Below are 16,332 nucleotides of genomic sequence, written 5' to 3' on the forward strand. Positions count from 1 at the left end.
CTGGACGGTCGTGGCCGACGCCACCGATGTGAGGCTGATCCAGAGCAGCGACGGCGATATCGTCCGTATCGTCGCGGCTGACGCGTCGCGTCAGTCGATAGTCAAGAGCAGCTGGCGGTTCGTGCTGCGGGCGTGGGCGTAGCTGTCGCCGGTCAATCGCGGTACGGTAGATCACCACTCACGCACCCGAGAGGCTTCCATGACCCGCCAAATCCTTGCCGCGCTCACCGCCCTGACCCTCGTCGCCTGCGCCCAGCAGCCTACCTATTCGCCGCCGCCGGTGGATCCGGTGCAGTCCATGCGCAACTACCACAAAGGCGTTGAGCGGCGGGCGATCGCGTCGATGCGCGACCTCGCCACAGCCGGCGCGGCCTTTCCCGAGGATACGTTCGAGGCAGAGACCATCGCCAAGGTCCGGCACGGCATGAAAGACCCGGCGGCCGCCTCGCGTGTGGCGAGATCAATGCCAAGAATTCATATGGCGCCTACACCGGGTTCACACGCTTTGCGGGCACACCGGCCGAGGTGCAGTTCGAAGCGACGGGCGGCACCAATAACTGGATCAACCAGTCTCTGTCGGCGGGGATCACCGACGCCTGCGGCCCAGCGGAGTAATTTTTTCGTCTAAAAGGTGGCACGCGGATGTCCAAAAGCTGGCGCCGCGCAACACGATCCGGCCACGCAGCCGGAAGGGCGTGGCCCAGGGCCGCGCCACGGTCAGGGTCATCACCGTTCCGGGCACCAGCAGGGCGGCGGGGCCGGTCACCTCCGCCACCGCCTCGTAAGGGCCGATGGCCGTCACGCAGGCCGGCAGCCGCCGCCGGTTCAGGCTGCGTCCGTCCAGCATGGCCGGCAATGATTCTTCCGGGCGCGGCAGCCGCTCGACCACCGGGCCGCAGAGCGCAGCGGTCAGCCGCACCACGCCCCGCCCGGCATCGACAGAGGCGACCCCCATCCTGAGCGGCCCCAGCCGCAGCCGGCGCAGCACCCGCCGGTCGACCATCGGCACCATCGCCACCGCCGTCGCCGGATCGGCCAGCCGCCCGGCCACCGCTTCAGGCAGGTGGTCGCCATCGGCGGTGAAGCACCAGCTGCCGGTCGCATCACGTGCCAGCCGCCCGTTCAACCGCGCCGCGCCGACATGAAGACGGCCCGCCACGGCATGGGGCGGCGGCAGCCCCGGCGTCGCTTCCAAGTCCCGGACCGGCGGACTCGCCATCCTCGCGGCTTCCGGCGCCCGCCCGGTGACGGGCAGATCGATCAGGGTCATGGCACGCCTCCCCGGTGTTGGTCGCGTTCCTTGCAAAACGTGCCGGAGATTGTAGGGCATATCTACTTTCAGTTGATCAACAAAACGACGTGCTGTCGTCAGAGGTCGCGGCTATCATCGATCGGTCCCCTCGCGCTTTCCGCCCGGAGCCCCATCCGCATGACGCCGATCGATGCCACCCTGGCCTTCACCCTGGCCGCCCTGTTGATGACCCTGACCCCCGGCCTCGACACGGCGCTGGTGCTGCGCACGGCTGCGGTCGAAGGGCCGAAGCGCGGCATGCAGGCAGGCGCCGGCATCTGCATGGGCGTGCTCGCCTGGGGTGCCATCGCCGCGGTCGGGCTGGGTGCCGTGCTGGCGGTGTCCAGGCTCGCCTACGACGCGCTCAGGATCGTGGGGGCCGCCTATCTGATCTGGATGGGCATCTCGATGATTCGCGGCGCCCGCACCGGTGGGGCGGCACTCGACGCCGCGGCCGCTGCAGCGGCGCCCCGCGCCCGTGGCCAGGGCTGGTTCATGCGCGGCCTGCTCACCAACCTGCTCAACCCCAAGGTCGGCGTGTTCTACGTCACCTTCCTGCCGCAATTCATCCCGGCCGGCGGTGACGTGCTGACCTGGAGCCTCGCTTTCGCCGGCATCCATGCCGTCGAAGGCCTGCTCTGGTTCCTGGCCCTCACCCTCGCCACGCGCAGCCTCGCCTCGGTTCTGAGGCGCGGGGCCGTGGTCGCCTGGCTCGACCGGGTGACCGGCGGGGTGCTGGTGCTGTTCGGTCTCAAGCTCGCCGTCGACGTCCGCTGAGCCGCGGCCGGCGCCGGCATTCGCCCAAGGGAGGTCCAAGCGCATGGCGGTCCGGATCCGGCGCGCGGTCGAAAGCGACATGTTTGCGGTCTACAAACTGCTGCGGTCGTCGACCCTGAATGCCCGCAACCTGCCGCTCGATGCCCGGCGGCGCATGTTCCGCCCGGTCTGGGGCGGCAACGAGGGCTATTACGGCTTCCTGATGGAAGACGAGAAAGAGGTGACCGGCTTCCTCGGCACCCTGTTCACCACCCGCGAGATCGACGGCAAGCCCCAGGATTTCTGCGAAATCCACAGCTGGTATGTCCGCGACAGCCATCGCGATGAAAGCCTGAACCTGCTGCTGCCGGTGATCGGCATGCGCAAGCGTACCATCGTCAACCACACGCCGACCCAGACGGTCTACGACATCGGTGCGCGGTTCGGCTTCAAGGATCTGGAAACCGGCGTCGTCGCCTTCTACCCGCTGCCCACCAGCCTGGGCCGGCCCGAGTATCGGGTCGGCAACCGGCTGGTGCCGGACCGGATCGACCCGGCCTCGCTCCGCATCCTGTCGGACCATCGCGACCTGCGCGACTGCCACCACGTCGCGATCGAAGATCCCGACGGCCCGCCGGTCTATGCCATGTTCAAGACCGTGCGCCGGCGCTGGTTCGAACCCTTCGGCCGGCTGATCCATACCAGCGATCCGGCCGCCTTCGGCCGGCTGGCGGGGCGGATCGCCTGGCGGCTGTGCCTGCGCAACCGCTGGCAGGCGATCATCGCCAACCAGACGATCTTCGATGGCGTTCCCCTCACCGGCGTCACCCGGCGGGTCGGCCGGGACGTGCCGTCACAGTTCCGCTCAAAGACGCTGGAGGCGCACCAGATCGACCAGCTCTGCTCGCAGCCCCTGCTTCAGGGCTACCGGCTGCACTGAAGCCTGGGCGCGCCGCCCCGGGATCAATCCCGATCGGCCATCGCCGCCGCCTTGAGCGGGATCGGCCGGCCGCTGCTGCGCCGGGGGCGCTGGGCTGCGGTCACCACCGGGCGCCCGGCGGGGATCTGCGCGGCCGGGGCCGCGGATGCCTCGTCCTGCACCTCCACCACCTCCTGCACCGCAGCGGCGGTCTCGACGACCGCGGTCCCGGTTTGGGCAGCCACAGGCGCGGCGGACAGGTCGCGATCGTCGATCCGGAAGCCGGCCACCATCTCGGCCAGCTGGTCGGCATCGCCGATCAGTTCGGCCGCAGCCACGGCACTGGTGCGGGCGGCCATGCGGTTCTCGGCCGAGGCAGCGCCCAGCGCCTCCAGCTCGCGCAGCACCGCATCGCCGGCATCGCGGGCCTGGGCGGATGCCTCGGCCACCTCGCCTGCCGCCCGGGCCACCTCGGCGCTGCTGCCGGCAATCTCGTCGGCGGCACCCGCCTGTTCCGCCACCGCCTGGGCAATCGCGACCGCGGCTCCGTCGGCCCGACCGACGGCCTCGGCGATCCGGGCCATGCCAGCCTCGATCCGTCCGATACGCGTCTCCAGATCGGCCATGGCGGTCACCACCTCGGCCACCACCGCCTGGCTGGCGACGATCTTGGCCCCGATTTCTTCCGCCGCATCGGCCGACTGGGCGGCAAGGCGCTTCACCTCGCCCGCCACCACCGCAAAGCCCCGCCCGGCCTCGCCGGCGCGTGCCGCCTCGATCTGGGCGTTGAGCGCCAGCATGTGGGTCTGCTGAGCAATGTCCAGGATCACCTGGTTGACCGAACCGATGCCGCGGCTCGATTCGTCCAGCCGGGTGACCGATCGGGTCGCGGCCAGGGCGGCCTCGGCGCCGTCGGCGACGATCCGGCCGACCTCGCGGCCCTCATCGACGGCGGCGCGCATCGCCTCGGTCACCGAGCGGGCATGGCCGTCCAGATTGCGGTTGGCCATCACGATCCGCTGCACCGCATCCGATGCCGCAGCGGCACTCGCCGACAGTTCTTCCGCGATCGAGCCCAACCCCGACAGCACGTTCATGGTCTGACCGGCCGAGTCGCGGGCCGCGGCCGCACGCCCCTCGGTCTGGTCGGCGGCCTGGCCCAGCCGGCCACCCATCCGATCCAGATCGCGCGACCGCACCGCCAGCGACGCGCCGACATCGCGCACCCGGCCCAGATCACCGCGCAGCCGGGCAAGCATATGGTCAAGGTCACGGGCCATGGCGCCGACCTCGTCATTGCGCCGGCCACCGCTATGGTCAGCGGTCAGGTCGCCTTCGGCCGCGCGGGCCAGCACCTTGCGCATGCCGCCGATCGGCCGGGTGACCGCCCGGCCGATGATCAGCCCGGCAAGCAGGGCCGCAACCGCCGCCACCACGGCCAGCCCGATCATCGCAAAGCGGGTGTCGGCGGTCGCCGCCGCCTCGGCGGCACCACGGGCATCGGCGGTCTGGGTCAGGCTGCGCCGGGTGTCGGCCAGAAGCTGCGCGGCACTGGGCCCCAGCACCTCCACCGCCTCGGTCCGGCGTTCGGCGACCTGGCCCACCAGCTCGCGCAGGGTCTTCGCCCCCTTGGCAAGGTCGTTGCGCAGATTGGAAATCTTCGACAGCGTCTCCAGCCGGCCCGGATGCATCATCTTCAGCTCCAGCGACAGCACCGCCCGCCTGGTCTCGGCCAGGGCCGCATCCATCGCATCGGCATGGGCCATGTCGCCCGAGGCCATGAACAGGCCCGCTTCCTCGCGCGCCGTCAGCAGGAAGCGCTGGATCACCGCCGCCTGATAGGCCGACTGGATGTCCTGATCGATATAGCTTTCGCGGATGATGTCGGTCAGCCCGCCTTCCGATGTCCTGAAGGCCGGCTCCATCTGCTCCCGCCAGAGCGCGCCGCGGGCGATTTCGACCTCGGCCAGTTCCTCGACCGCCCGGGCGAAGGCCCGGGTTGCGGCCGCGACCTGCTCCGCCGCCGGTCCCAGAGCGTCGATCCGCTCTTCGGCCGAGCGGACATGGCTGCGGAACGCCTCCAGCCGTGCCGGATCGCCCGTCGCCACCAGCAGATCGGCAGCGGCACCGGCAGCGGCCAGGTCACCCTCGGCCGCGGCCATGGCGCGGGCGGCGCCGACATCGTCCTTATAGGCGGCAAGCCCGGTTCCAGCCCGGTCCAGTGCCACCACCGCCGCGCCAAAGCCGGCCACGGCCAGAACCAGCAGAACGGCGAAGCCGATCGTCAGCTTGCGACGGATGGTCATGGAACGCGCGCTCCCGAACCGATTGACGACGGGCCCCCCGGAACCGGGGCGACCAATTCGCCAAGAGGTATAGGGTGGCGATGACATGCGCATGACGGTGCAATGACATTTAACGAACGGGTCACGCACCCGGGGTCAGGCGGTCATCGTCCAGGGCAGCGTCACCGTCATCTCCAGCCCGCCGGTCGTCCGGTTGGCGGCGGCGATCCGCCCGCCATGGGCCTCCACCGTGCGCCGGGCGATGGCGAGACCCAGGCCGTAGCCCTGGCTGCGGCTGCCGTCGGGGCCGCGCACGAAGGGCTCGAAGATCGTGGCCAGCATCTCCGACGGCACCCCCGGCCCCCGGTCGCGGACCCTGAGCACGTGGCGATGTGCCCGCGCGTCGATATCCACCGACACACTCACCACCCCGCCTGCGGGCGAGAACTTCAGCGCATTGCGGATGATGTTCTCCACCGCGCGGCGCATCAGCTCGGCGCTGCCCTTGATCAGCATCGCGCCGGCCGCAAGGCTTGCCGCCGGCGTCACATGGCTCTCCACCGTCACCCCGGCGGGCCCGGCCTCAAACCGCGCATCGGCCACCACCGAGGCCACCAGCCCGTGCAGATCGAAATAATCCTCGCGGCGGGGGGCGTCGTTTTCCACCCGCGACAGGGTCAGCAACTCGCCCACCAGCGTGTCGAGCCGCGCCGTTTCAAGCTCCAGCCGGTCCAGCGTCACCGCCACCCGATCGGGCGACTGGCGCACCAGCCCCACCGCCATATGCAGCCGGGCAAGTGGCGAGCGCAGCTCGTGAGAGACGTCGTGCAGCAGCCGGTCGCGCGCCGCCACCGTCTGTTCCAGCCGCGCCGCCATGACGTCGAAATCACGGGCGAGATCGGCCAGCTCGTCACGCCGCCGCCCCATCGCCGGGCCCAGTCGCACCCCGAGATCCCCGCCGGCCAGGTCGTCGAAGCCCCGGCGCAGCCGCAGGATCGGCCGGATCAGATAGCGCGCGAGGGCGGCGCTGAACACCAGACCGCCGGCGACCCCCAGCAGGATGATCTCGGGCGGCATCTTGAACGGGCCGCCCGGGCGCGGGGGTACCCGCAGGTCCGCCAGGTCGCGCGACAGCTGCCAAACCGTACCGTCGGGCGCCAGGGCATGGCGGATCAGCACGTCGTCCCGGCGGATCACCGCCGTGTCCGGCAGGGTGCCGGCATCGGCCGGCCGCACCATCAGCCCCGCCCGCTCATCCGCGGGCCAGGCGGCGATCATGCGTTGCAGGGCCGGCAGGCCGCCGGTTTCCAGCGCGGCCGCCGCCGAGGCCACCTCGACGGGGGCCAGCCGGTCCTCGAACAGGCGCATGATCGGCCGGGGCGGATCGTCGAACAACTGGATCGCGACCCACAGCGTCTGGACCATCAGGAAGAAGGTCACGCCGAAGCCGAACAGGATCTTCCAGAACAGCCGGCCCCTCACGGCCGCCAGGATGGGCATGCTCATGCACGGTTCACCCGATAGCCCACCCCGCGCACGGTTTCCAGCACGGTCTCGTCGACCCCGCGCTCGACCAGCTTGCGGCGCAGATGGCTCATATGGACATCGATGCTGCGGTCATAGGTCTCGTGCGGCCGGCCCAGCACCTCGCGCGACAGCTCGTCCTTGGCCACCACCCGGTTGCCGGCGCGGATCAGCCGTTCCAGCAGATTGAATTCGGTGGCGGTCAGGTCCACGATCTCGCCGGCCACGATCACCCGCCGGGCCTCGGTCTCAAGCCGGATCGGCCCCGCCTCGATCGAGGCGGGCGCCACCAGCGCCGCCGCCTCGCTGCGCCGGAGCACCGCGCGCAGCCGTGCGACCAGCTCGCGCGGATAGCAGGGCTTGGGCACGTAATCGTCGGCGCCCAGTTCCAGCCCGACCACCCGGTCGACATCGTCGCCGCGGGCGGTGAGCATGATCACCGGCACCCGGCTGGCGGCGCGCAGCCGGCGCAGCACGTCCAGCCCGCCGATCCGCGGCAGCATGATGTCGAGCAGCACGGCGGCATAACCGCCGCCGAGTGCCGCCTCCAACCCGGCATCGCCGGTGGTGACGAGGGTGGTGTCGAACCCTTCGCCGGCCAGATACTCGGTCAGCATGGCACCGAGTTCGGCATCGTCGTCGATCATCAGGATGCGCGGGCCGGACATGGATCCCTCTGTGCCGTCATGACGTTGCGCCGAACATATACCGGTCCGCGACCGGGCGTGAGGGGGCTCGCGTCGGTTTTACCGGGGTTTTACGTATCATCCACACAGGCCTTACCGACGGCGGCCTTCCGCTCGGTTATGCTCTAGCCCGACTTCTTCCGCGTCACCCAGGATCGAGCCGTTCATCCCGTGTCCTCCCCGTCCTCCGGTCCCGCCTCCGGCTTCGCCCGGCGCCTCCGCGCCCTGCGGCTGCCCGTGCTCCTCCTCGTCCTCGCCGCTGCCGGCTACGGCATCTGGCGCTACGCCTTCCCCGAGGCGCCGCCGGCGCCGCCGCCGACCGTTGCCGTCCACCGGGCGGATCTGGAAGACACCGTGCTCGCCAACGGCACGCTGGAAGCGATCAAGATGGTCAGCGTCGGCGCCCAGGTCTCGGGCCAGATCAAGACGCTCGCGGTCGATGTCGGCGACAAGGTCAAGGCCGGCGACCTGATCGCCGAGATCGATTCGCTCAACCAGCAGAACGATCTGCGCAATGCCGAAGCGGCCCTCGCCAATGTCCGTGCCCAGTATCGCGCCAAACAGGCCGCGCTGAAACAGGCGGAACTCGCCTTCAGGCGCGAACGCGAACTTCTGGCCGGCCGCGCCGGTGCCCGGGCCGATTACGAAAACGCCGAGGCGACGCTCGCCACCACAAAGGCCGAACTCGCCGCGCTGGAAGCCCAGATCGCGCAGGCCGAAATCACCGTCGACACGGCCAAGGTCGATCTGGGCTACACCCGGATCACGGCACCCATGGACGGCACGATCGTGGCCGTGGTCGCCAAGGAAGGCCAGACGGTGAACGCGGTGCAGAGCGCGCCGACCATCGTGATGCTGGCCCAGCTCGACACCATGACCGTCACCGCCGAGGTCTCGGAAGCCGACGTGACCCGGGTCGTGCCCGGCCAGGACGTCTATTTCACCATCCTGGGGGAGCCGGGCCGGCGCTATACCGGCAAGCTGCGGTCGGTCTATCCGGCGCCGGAATCGGTCGCCACCACCACCAGCTCCACCACCTCTTCATCGTCCTCCAGCAGTTCGTCGTCTTCGTCCAGCACGGCAATCTATTACGATGCGCTGTTCGACGTGCCCAATCCCGACGGTAAGCTCAGGATTTCGATGACAGCCCAGGTCTCGATCATCATCGACCGGGCCCCTGATGCCCTCACCATCCCGTCTTCCGCGCTCGGTACCCGTGCCGCCGACGGCAGCTATATGGTTCAGGTGCTGGGTGCCGACGGCACCATCACCCCCCGCAAGGTGACGGTCGGCATCGACAACAACGTTCAGGCCCAGATCCTGACCGGGCTTGAAGAGGGCGAGCGGGTGGTCGCCACCAACACCGCCACCGTCGGCACCAACATGCAGGCCCGCCGCCCCCGTGGCCCGATGGGGTTCTGAGCCCGTGACCGGAACCGATACCGCCAGGGAACCCCTGCTCCGGGTCCGCGGCCTGCGCCGCGAATTCCCGGCCGGCGACCGCATGGTCGCGGTGCTTCAGGACGTCGACCTCGACATCGAGGCGGGCGAGATGGTCGCCATCATCGGCGCCTCCGGCTCGGGCAAGTCGACGCTGATGAACATTCTGGGCTGCCTGGACCGGCCCAGCGCCGGCTCTTATCGCATCGCCGGCCGCGACACCCGCGAGCTGGAGCCCGACGAGCTGGCGGAACTTCGCCGCGAGCATTTCGGCTTCATCTTCCAGCGCTATCACCTGCTCTCGACGCTGACGGCGGTCGAGAATGTCGAGATTCCGGCGGTCTATGCCGGCGGCGACCGGCGCAGCCGGCGGGAGCGGGCGCTGGACCTGCTGGGTCGGCTGGGGCTCGGCGACCGCACCGGCCACCGGCCGAGCCAGCTGTCGGGCGGCCAGCAGCAGCGGGTCAGCGTCGCCCGCGCGCTGATGAACGGCGGCCGGGTGATCCTGGCCGACGAACCCACCGGCGCGCTCGACAGCCGCAGCGGCGAAGAGATGCTGAAGCTGCTGGGCGAACTGCATCAGCAGGGCCACACGATCATCATCGTGACCCACGATGCCAAGGTGGCGGCGATCGCCGACCGGATCATCGAGATCAGCGACGGCCGGATCATCGCCGACCGCCGCAAGGAAGATGCCGGTGCGCCCACCGGCGACCGCCTGGCACCGGCCGGGCGGCGCGGCGGTTTCGGCATCGCCCGTCATCTCGAAGCCTTCCGCATGGCCCTGCGGGCGATGGTGGCTCATCGCCTGCGCACCTTCCTCACCATGCTCGGCATCATCATCGGCATCGCCTCGGTGGTCTCGGTGGTGGCGCTCGGCGAAGGCTCGCAGCAGGAAATCCTGAAGAGCATCTCATCGATCGGCACCAACACCATCGATGTCATGCCGGGCGAAAGCTTCGGCGACATGCGCGCCGGCCGGGTACGCACCCTGCTGCCGTCGGATGCCGAGGCGCTGGCAAGCCAGCCCTATGTCGACAGCGTCACCCCCCAGGTCTCCAGTTCGGCGACGCTGCGCTACGGCAATGTCTCGCTCACTGCCTCGATCTCAGGCGTCGGGCCGCAATTCTTCCGGGTGCGCGGCTATACCATGGCCGACGGCCAGATCTTCAACGACACCAGTGTCGAACGCCGCGCCCAGGAAGCGGTGATCGACACCAAGACCCGCGACGAGGTGTTCAAGCATGGTGTCGACCCGATCGGCGAAGTCATCTTCCTCGGCACCGTGCCGGTGCGGGTGATCGGGGTCGCCAACACCCAGGACAGCGCCTTCGGCAGCTCGGATGCGCTCAATGTCTGGATCCCCTACACCACTGCGATGAACCGGGTGCTGGGCCAGAACTATCTGCAGCGGATCACCGTCCGCGTCTCCGACGAGGTGGCCAGCGACGTGGCCGAGCGCAACATCCAGGCGCTGCTGACCCGCCGCCACGGCGTGCGGGACTTCTTCATGATGAACACCGACACCATCCGCCAGACGATCGAGAGCACCACCCAGACCATGACCCTGCTGGTCTCGATGATCGCGCTCATCTCGCTGATCGTCGGCGGCATCGGCGTGATGAACATCATGCTGGTCTCGGTCACCGAGCGGACGCGCGAGATCGGCGTGCGCATGGCGGTGGGCGCGCGTCAGGGCGACATCCTGCGCCAGTTCCTGATCGAGGCGGTGCTGGTCTGCCTGCTGGGCGGTGCGCTGGGCGTCGGCCTCGCCTTCGGCATCGGCGCCCTGCTGGAACAGAACGGCGTGGCCATGATCTATTCCGGCACCTCGATCATCGCGGCTTTCGCCTGCTCCACCCTGATCGGCATCATCTTCGGTTTCCTGCCCGCCCGCTCCGCCGCACGGCTGGATCCGGTCGAGGCCCTGGCGCGGGAATGACGTCCATGTCCCCTCTCCGCATCTCCCTCGCCCTTATGGTCGCCACCGCCCTCTCGGGCTGCGGCAGTCTGATGGAAACGCCCTACGACCGGCCGGCCCTTCAGCTTCCGGCCGGCTGGCAACAGGGCAGTTCCGCCGACCGGGCCCTGCCCAGAACCCTCGATGCCGCATCGGTCAAGGCCGATGCCTGGTGGACGGTGTTCCAGGAACCCGAACTCGACCGGCTGATCGACCGGGCCTTCGCCCGCAACAACGGCCTTGCCGCCGCGGCGATCGCGGTACGCCGGGCCCAGCTTCAAGCGGGGCTGGCGGAAGACGACACCCTGCCCCGGCTCGGCTCGTCCACCCAGGTCTCGCGCGACCGGGAACTCGCCGACGACACCAGCGCCACCAGCTATTCCACCAACCTCACGGTCAGCTGGGAGCTGGACCTCTGGGGCCGGCTGGGGCGCACGCTCGACGCCGCCCGCTTCGAGGCCGCCGCCACCGAACAGGACCGGCAGGCGACCGCCCTCAGCCTGGCCGCCACCACGGCCGAGCTTTACTGGACCCATGTCTATCTCACCCAGCGCCTGGCTCTGGCCGATGCCAGTCTGGACTATGCGCGCCGGATCGCCGACATCGTCGACGTGCGCTGGCGGGCGGGTGCGGTCTCCGATCTCGACCGGCTCCAGGCCCGGCAGAATGTCGAATCGCAGGAAGCCGCGCGGCTGCTGATCCTGCAAAGCCAGGTGGAGAACGACAACGCGCTGTCGATCCTGTTCGATGCCCCGCCCCAGCCGGTGGATCTGGCCCGCGACCGCCTGCCGGACGGCATGCTGCCGGCGATCCCGGCCGGGCTGCCGGCGGGCGTGCTGGCCCGCCGGCCCGACATCCGGGCGGCGGAACTCAGGCTGCGTGCCAATCTCGCCGATATCGACGCCACCCGCGCCAGCTATCTGCCGACCTTCTCGCTGACCGGCAGCCTGGGCGGCAGCAGCGTCGCACTCCGCGACCTGCTCGCCAACCCGGTGGCGACGCTTGGCCTGGGCCTCACTCTGCCCTTCCTGAACTGGACCGAGCGCGACCTGACCATCCGCACATCCGAAGCCGATTACGAGGCCGCGGTGGTCAATTTCCGCCAGACCCTCTACCAGGCTTTCGCCGACACCGAAAACGCCCTGTCGGCGCGCCAGCGCCGCGCCGAACGCGACCTGCGCCTTCAGGCCGCGCTCGAGGCCGCCCGCGCGGCCGAGCAGATCTACGAAACCCGCTACCGGGCGGGGGCCGTCGACCTCCAGTCCTGGCTGGACTCCCAGGAAACCCGCCGCACGGCCGAACTCAACCTGCTTGAAAACCGGCTGGAAGAGATCCGGGCGATGATCACGCTTTACCAGGCCCTCGGCGGATCGGCCACGTCTGCCACCCCATAACCACAGATAGCATCTTTAAACAGAAACACACCAGAGTTACCATCCGCTCATCCGGCGCCGTCATCATGCCGGATGAGCGTCGGATCGCCCTCGGCCCGCAATTCTTCCGCACCCCGGCAGCCATGGCGCATACGCCTCGTGTCCTGATGACCGACATGATCTTTCGAGGCATTTCACCATGGCAAACCTCACCGGCGGGGTCGGCGCAGACCGCATCACCGGCACCACAGGCCACGACCTGATCCAGGGTCGGGCGGGCAACGACATTCTCGACGGCCGGAGCGGCGACGACGTGCTCTCCGGTGAGAGTGGCAACGACCAGCTGGTCGGCGGCAGCGGCAACGATAGGATGGATGGTGGCACGGGGGACGATGTCATGATCGTCTCAGGCAGCTTCGGTATCGACACCTATCTCGGCGGCGCCGGCACCGACACCATCCGGCTCACAGGCGATGCCTGGAGCACCCGCCTCACCGTCAAAACCGCCGGCAGCATCGAACGCCTCGACATCGGCGAGTATGACCTCTCCGGCACCGTCGGCGCCGACATCTTCGATCTCTCGGGTCTCGGCGGCTACACCAAGACCACCGTCATCCGCCTCGGCGCCGGCAACGACCAGTTCACCGGCAGCGCCGTCACCGATCTCGTCGATGGCGGCGACGGAAACGACATCCTGAAGGGCGGGGCCGGCAACGATGTCCTCTATGGCGGCCTCGGCAACGATCAGCTCGATGGCGGCGCCGGTAATGACGTCTTCGAACTCGCCGGCCGCTTCGATGCCGACACCTATCTCGGCGGTGCCGGCACCGACACCATCCGGCTCACAAACGACGCCTGGAGCACCCGCTTCACCGTCAAGACCACCGGCAGCATCGAACGCCTCGACATCGGCGAGTATGACCTCTCCGGCACCGTCGGCGCCGACATCTTCGACCTCTCCGGTCTCGGCGGCTACACCAGGGCCACCGTCATCCGCCTCGGCGGCGGCAACGACCAGTTCACCGGCAGCGCCGTCACCGATCTCGTCGATGGCGGCGACGGTAACGACATCCTGAAGGGTGGGGTCGGCAAAGACCAGCTCTTCGGCAACAGCGGCAACGACACCATTTCAGGGGGCAATGAGGCCGACCTGCTCGAAGGGGGGATCGGCGCCGACAGGCTCAGCGGCGGCACCGGTGCTGATCGCTTCATCTATACGGGTACCGGCGACAGTACGACTGCGGCCTCGGGGCGTGACACCATCCTCGACTTCAGTCGGGCGGGTGGCGACAAGATCGACCTCTCTGCATTCGCCGGGACATTTCTGTTCATCGGCACGTCCGGCTTTACCGGCAAGGCCATGCAGCTTCATGCGGTGTCAGCCACATCCGGCCTGCTGATCGAGGGGGATATCAACGGCGATCGCTTTGCCGATTTCGCCATCCTGGTGGCCGGGGTCGGCAGCCTTGTCGCAAGCGACTTCATCCTCTGACTGCCTCTGCGTCCGCGATTTACTTTGCAGCCGGCCTGCCGCAGGATGGCGACCGACGTTCCCGTCGCCTCACATGAAGTGGCAGATCCATGGCAACCATCCGCGGCACCTCGGGCAATAACAGGCTCACCGGCACCGATGTCGCCGACACGCTCTACGGGCTCGACGGCAACGACATCCTCGATGGCGGCGAAGGCAATGATCTCTATGACGGCGGCAACGGCAACGACACCTTCCTGATCTGGGGCGCGACCGGCACCGACACCTTCCGGGGCGGTGCCGGTACCGACACGATCCGGCTGACCGACGGGGTCAGTACCGCCAGCTTCGTGCTCGGCACCAAGGCGTCGGTGGAGCGGATCGATTTTGCCGGTTTCGACCTCACCGGCACAGATGGCGACGACGTGTTCAACCTTGGGGGTGTGATCAGCCTGATCGGCCGGCGGACGATCTGGCTGAACGACGGCGATGACCGCTTCACCGGCTCGGCCGCCGGCGACAGCGTTCATGGCGGCACCGGCGACGATCGCCTGGATGGCGGGGCCGGTGACGACATCCTCGAAGGCGGTATCGGCAACGACACGCTGATCGGCAATGACGGCAATGACCGCATCGTGCTGCAGGGACGGACCGGCCAGGACAAGATCCTGGGCGGCGGCGGCACCGACCGTGTGGTGATCGCAGGCGGCACTCAGTTGAGCTATCTGTCGCTCAACGCATCGGCCTCGATCGAAATCCTGCGCTTCGAGACCGGTGCTGCGCTGGAAGGCACCAGCGGACGCGACACCATCGATCTCTCGGGCGTCACCGCTTATGAAAACCGTCAGACCATCCGTCTCGGATCGGGGGCCGACAGCTTCAACGGCTCAAAGGCCGGGGACATGGTCGACGGCGGCAACGGCAATGACCGGCTTCTGGGGGGCGACGGCAACGACATCCTGGAAGGCGGCGCCGGCAGCGATGTACTGAACGGCGGCAATGGCAACGACATCTTCCGCGTCCAGGGCGCCTTCGGGGTCGATTCCTATAGCGGTGGCACCGGCACCGACACGCTCGAGATCGTCGGCGGCGCCCAGACCAGCAGCCTGCGGCTGCCGGCCAGCGCGTCGGTCGAAGTCCTGAAGTTCAACGGCTTCGACCTGAGCGGCACGGATGACAACGATCATTTCGACTTCAGCGGCATCACCACGATCATCGGCCGGCGCACCATCTGGCTGAATGACGGCGATGACGTCTTCACCGGCTCCGGAACCGTCGACGACGTTCATGGCGGCGAGGGTGACGACCGCATCGAAGGCGGCGCCGGCAACGACATCATCGAAGGGGGCGGCGGCAGCGACACGCTGCTCGGCGACGGCGGCAACGACATCTTCCGGGTCCAGGGCGATTTCGGCGCCGATATCATCCGCGGCGGCACCGGCACGGATACCCTGCAGGTGGTTGCAGGCGCCGAGACCTCTGCGTTGACCCTGGACGCCGCCGCCTCGGTCGAAATCCTTGCCTTCACCAAGGCCGACCTCAACGGCACGGATGGCAATGACGACTTCAACCTCTCCGGCATCACAAAGATCACCAATGGCCGGACGATCTGGCTCAATGCCGGCAATGACGTCTTCATCGGGTCGCAAACCGTCGACCGTGTCCACGGTGGCGCCGGCAATGACCGTCTGCAGGGCGGCAAGGGCGCCGATATCCTGAGCGGCGGCACCGGGCGCGACAGCTTCGTCTACACCGCCGCCTCGGACAGCACCGTTGCCGCCACCGGCCGCGACCGGATCGAGGACTTCTCCCATGCCCAGGGGGATCGCATCGACCTCTCGGCCATTGATGCGGTCACCGGCACCAGCGGAAATCAGGCCTTCACCTATATCGGCAGCGCCGGCTATTCGGGTAAAGGGGGCGAAGTGCGGGTGGCCGTGGTGACCAGCGGCGTGCTGGTCTACGCCGACCTCGACGGCGACAGATCCTCGGATATGAGCATCCTGGTCACCGGCGTCACCAGCCTGACGGCCGCCGACTTCATTCTCTGACCAATGGCTTAGTTAGCCCTGGACCCAGGCATCGGCATAGGCGTCGGAGGCCGGGATCACCCGGATCAGATCGATCAATGTCCCCGCCGGGTCGCGGATGATGAAATGCCGCTGGCCGAAGGCCTCGTCACGCAGCGGCTGAATCACCTCGACCCCCTCGGCTGCCTGCAGCCTTGCCCATTCGGCATCAACGTCGTCGACCTCCAGGTTCAGCAGCACGCCACCGACCGGCCGGCGATATCCGGCCGGGACGGTCTCGTGGGCGTAGTCCAGCACCGCCAGGTTCACCTCGGGATGGGTGGCATGGCGCAGATGCACGTACCAGTCCGCGACGAAGACCGGCGCGAAGCCCAGATGCGTCTGCCAGAAGGCGGCCGTCTCGACCACGCGATCGGTCATGATCACCGGATACCAGCTGTCGATTCTCATCATCCATCCCTCCCCCGGGCCCAGGGCGCCATCGCGTCCGGCCGCTCGTGAACAACCACCACCATTAAACAAACAGGCAGACTGTTTGTAAATATCCCGATTGCGGGCGCCGCCCAGGGCGCGTAGCGTCAGCTCCGGACAGGCTGG

General features: G+C 68.6%; 12 protein-coding genes. 7 read left to right on the plus strand and 5 right to left on the minus strand.

Annotated features, from left to right (window positions below):
• Positions 1–586 precede the first annotated feature (586 nt).
• Entirely contained in the window at positions 587–1,270 is a 684-nt protein-coding gene (locus CMO28_RS26590) for a hypothetical protein (RefSeq protein ID WP_296719594.1), read from the minus strand.
• Positions 1,271–1,429: 159 nt separating this feature from the next.
• Between CMO28_RS26590 and CMO28_RS26595 the strand changes: the two genes are divergently transcribed.
• Positions 1,430–2,068, plus strand: a complete 639-nt coding sequence (locus tag CMO28_RS26595; protein WP_296719596.1) for a LysE family translocator — start codon at positions 1,430–1,432, stop codon at positions 2,066–2,068.
• Positions 2,069–2,111: 43 nt separating this feature from the next.
• Positions 2,112–2,987, plus strand: coding sequence for a hypothetical protein (locus tag CMO28_RS26600; protein ID WP_296719599.1), 876 nt, complete (start codon positions 2,112–2,114; stop codon positions 2,985–2,987).
• A gap of 23 nt (positions 2,988–3,010) precedes the next feature.
• Here CMO28_RS26600 and CMO28_RS26605 read toward each other — a convergent pair whose 3' ends face one another.
• The 3 genes from CMO28_RS26605 to CMO28_RS26615 all read right to left on the minus strand — a co-directional run bounded on the left by CMO28_RS26605 (position 3,011) and on the right by CMO28_RS26615 (position 7,443).
• A complete protein-coding gene (locus tag CMO28_RS26605) occupies positions 3,011–5,272 on the minus strand; it encodes a methyl-accepting chemotaxis protein (RefSeq protein ID WP_296719601.1) in 2,262 nt (753 codons plus the stop codon).
• Positions 5,273–5,407: 135 nt separating this feature from the next.
• A complete protein-coding gene (locus CMO28_RS26610) occupies positions 5,408–6,757 on the minus strand; it encodes an ATP-binding protein (protein WP_296719604.1) in 1,350 nt (449 codons plus the stop codon).
• A complete protein-coding gene (locus CMO28_RS26615) occupies positions 6,754–7,443 on the minus strand; it encodes a response regulator transcription factor (protein WP_062763368.1) in 690 nt (229 codons plus the stop codon). Before CMO28_RS26615 ends, CMO28_RS26610 begins: the two co-directional genes overlap by 4 nt.
• 255 nt (positions 7,444–7,698) lie before the next feature.
• On the opposite strand from CMO28_RS26615, the gene CMO28_RS26620 reads away from it, so the two are divergent.
• The 5 genes from CMO28_RS26620 to CMO28_RS26640 all read left to right on the plus strand — a co-directional run bounded on the left by CMO28_RS26620 (position 7,699) and on the right by CMO28_RS26640 (position 15,756).
• Entirely contained in the window at positions 7,699–8,883 is a 1,185-nt protein-coding gene (locus CMO28_RS26620; protein ID WP_296719608.1) for an efflux RND transporter periplasmic adaptor subunit, read from the plus strand.
• A gap of 82 nt (positions 8,884–8,965) precedes the next feature.
• Positions 8,966–10,843, plus strand: a complete 1,878-nt coding sequence (locus CMO28_RS26625; RefSeq protein ID WP_322111418.1) for a MacB family efflux pump subunit — start codon at positions 8,966–8,968, stop codon at positions 10,841–10,843.
• A gap of 5 nt (positions 10,844–10,848) precedes the next feature.
• Positions 10,849–12,255 (plus strand): efflux transporter outer membrane subunit, encoded by a 1,407-nt coding sequence (locus CMO28_RS26630; protein WP_296719613.1) that lies wholly within the window; start codon positions 10,849–10,851, stop codon positions 12,253–12,255.
• A 178-nt stretch (positions 12,256–12,433) separates the two neighbouring features.
• Complete coding sequence (locus CMO28_RS26635) at positions 12,434–13,726, plus strand: calcium-binding protein (protein ID WP_296719616.1); 1,293 nt, start codon at positions 12,434–12,436, stop codon at positions 13,724–13,726.
• An 89-nt stretch (positions 13,727–13,815) separates the two neighbouring features.
• On the plus strand, positions 13,816–15,756 hold the full coding sequence (locus CMO28_RS26640; RefSeq protein ID WP_296719618.1) for a calcium-binding protein: 1,941 nt from the start codon (positions 13,816–13,818) through the stop codon (positions 15,754–15,756).
• 12 nt (positions 15,757–15,768) lie between these two features.
• On the opposite strand, the gene CMO28_RS26645 is transcribed toward CMO28_RS26640, so the two are convergent.
• Positions 15,769–16,185, minus strand: a complete 417-nt coding sequence (locus CMO28_RS26645; RefSeq protein WP_322111419.1) for a VOC family protein — start codon at positions 16,183–16,185, stop codon at positions 15,769–15,771.
• Positions 16,186–16,332: the final 147 nt, after the last annotated feature.

This window comes from Tistrella sp. (assembly GCF_002684955.1).
Lineage (GTDB): Bacteria > Pseudomonadota > Alphaproteobacteria > Tistrellales > Tistrellaceae > Tistrella > Tistrella mobilis.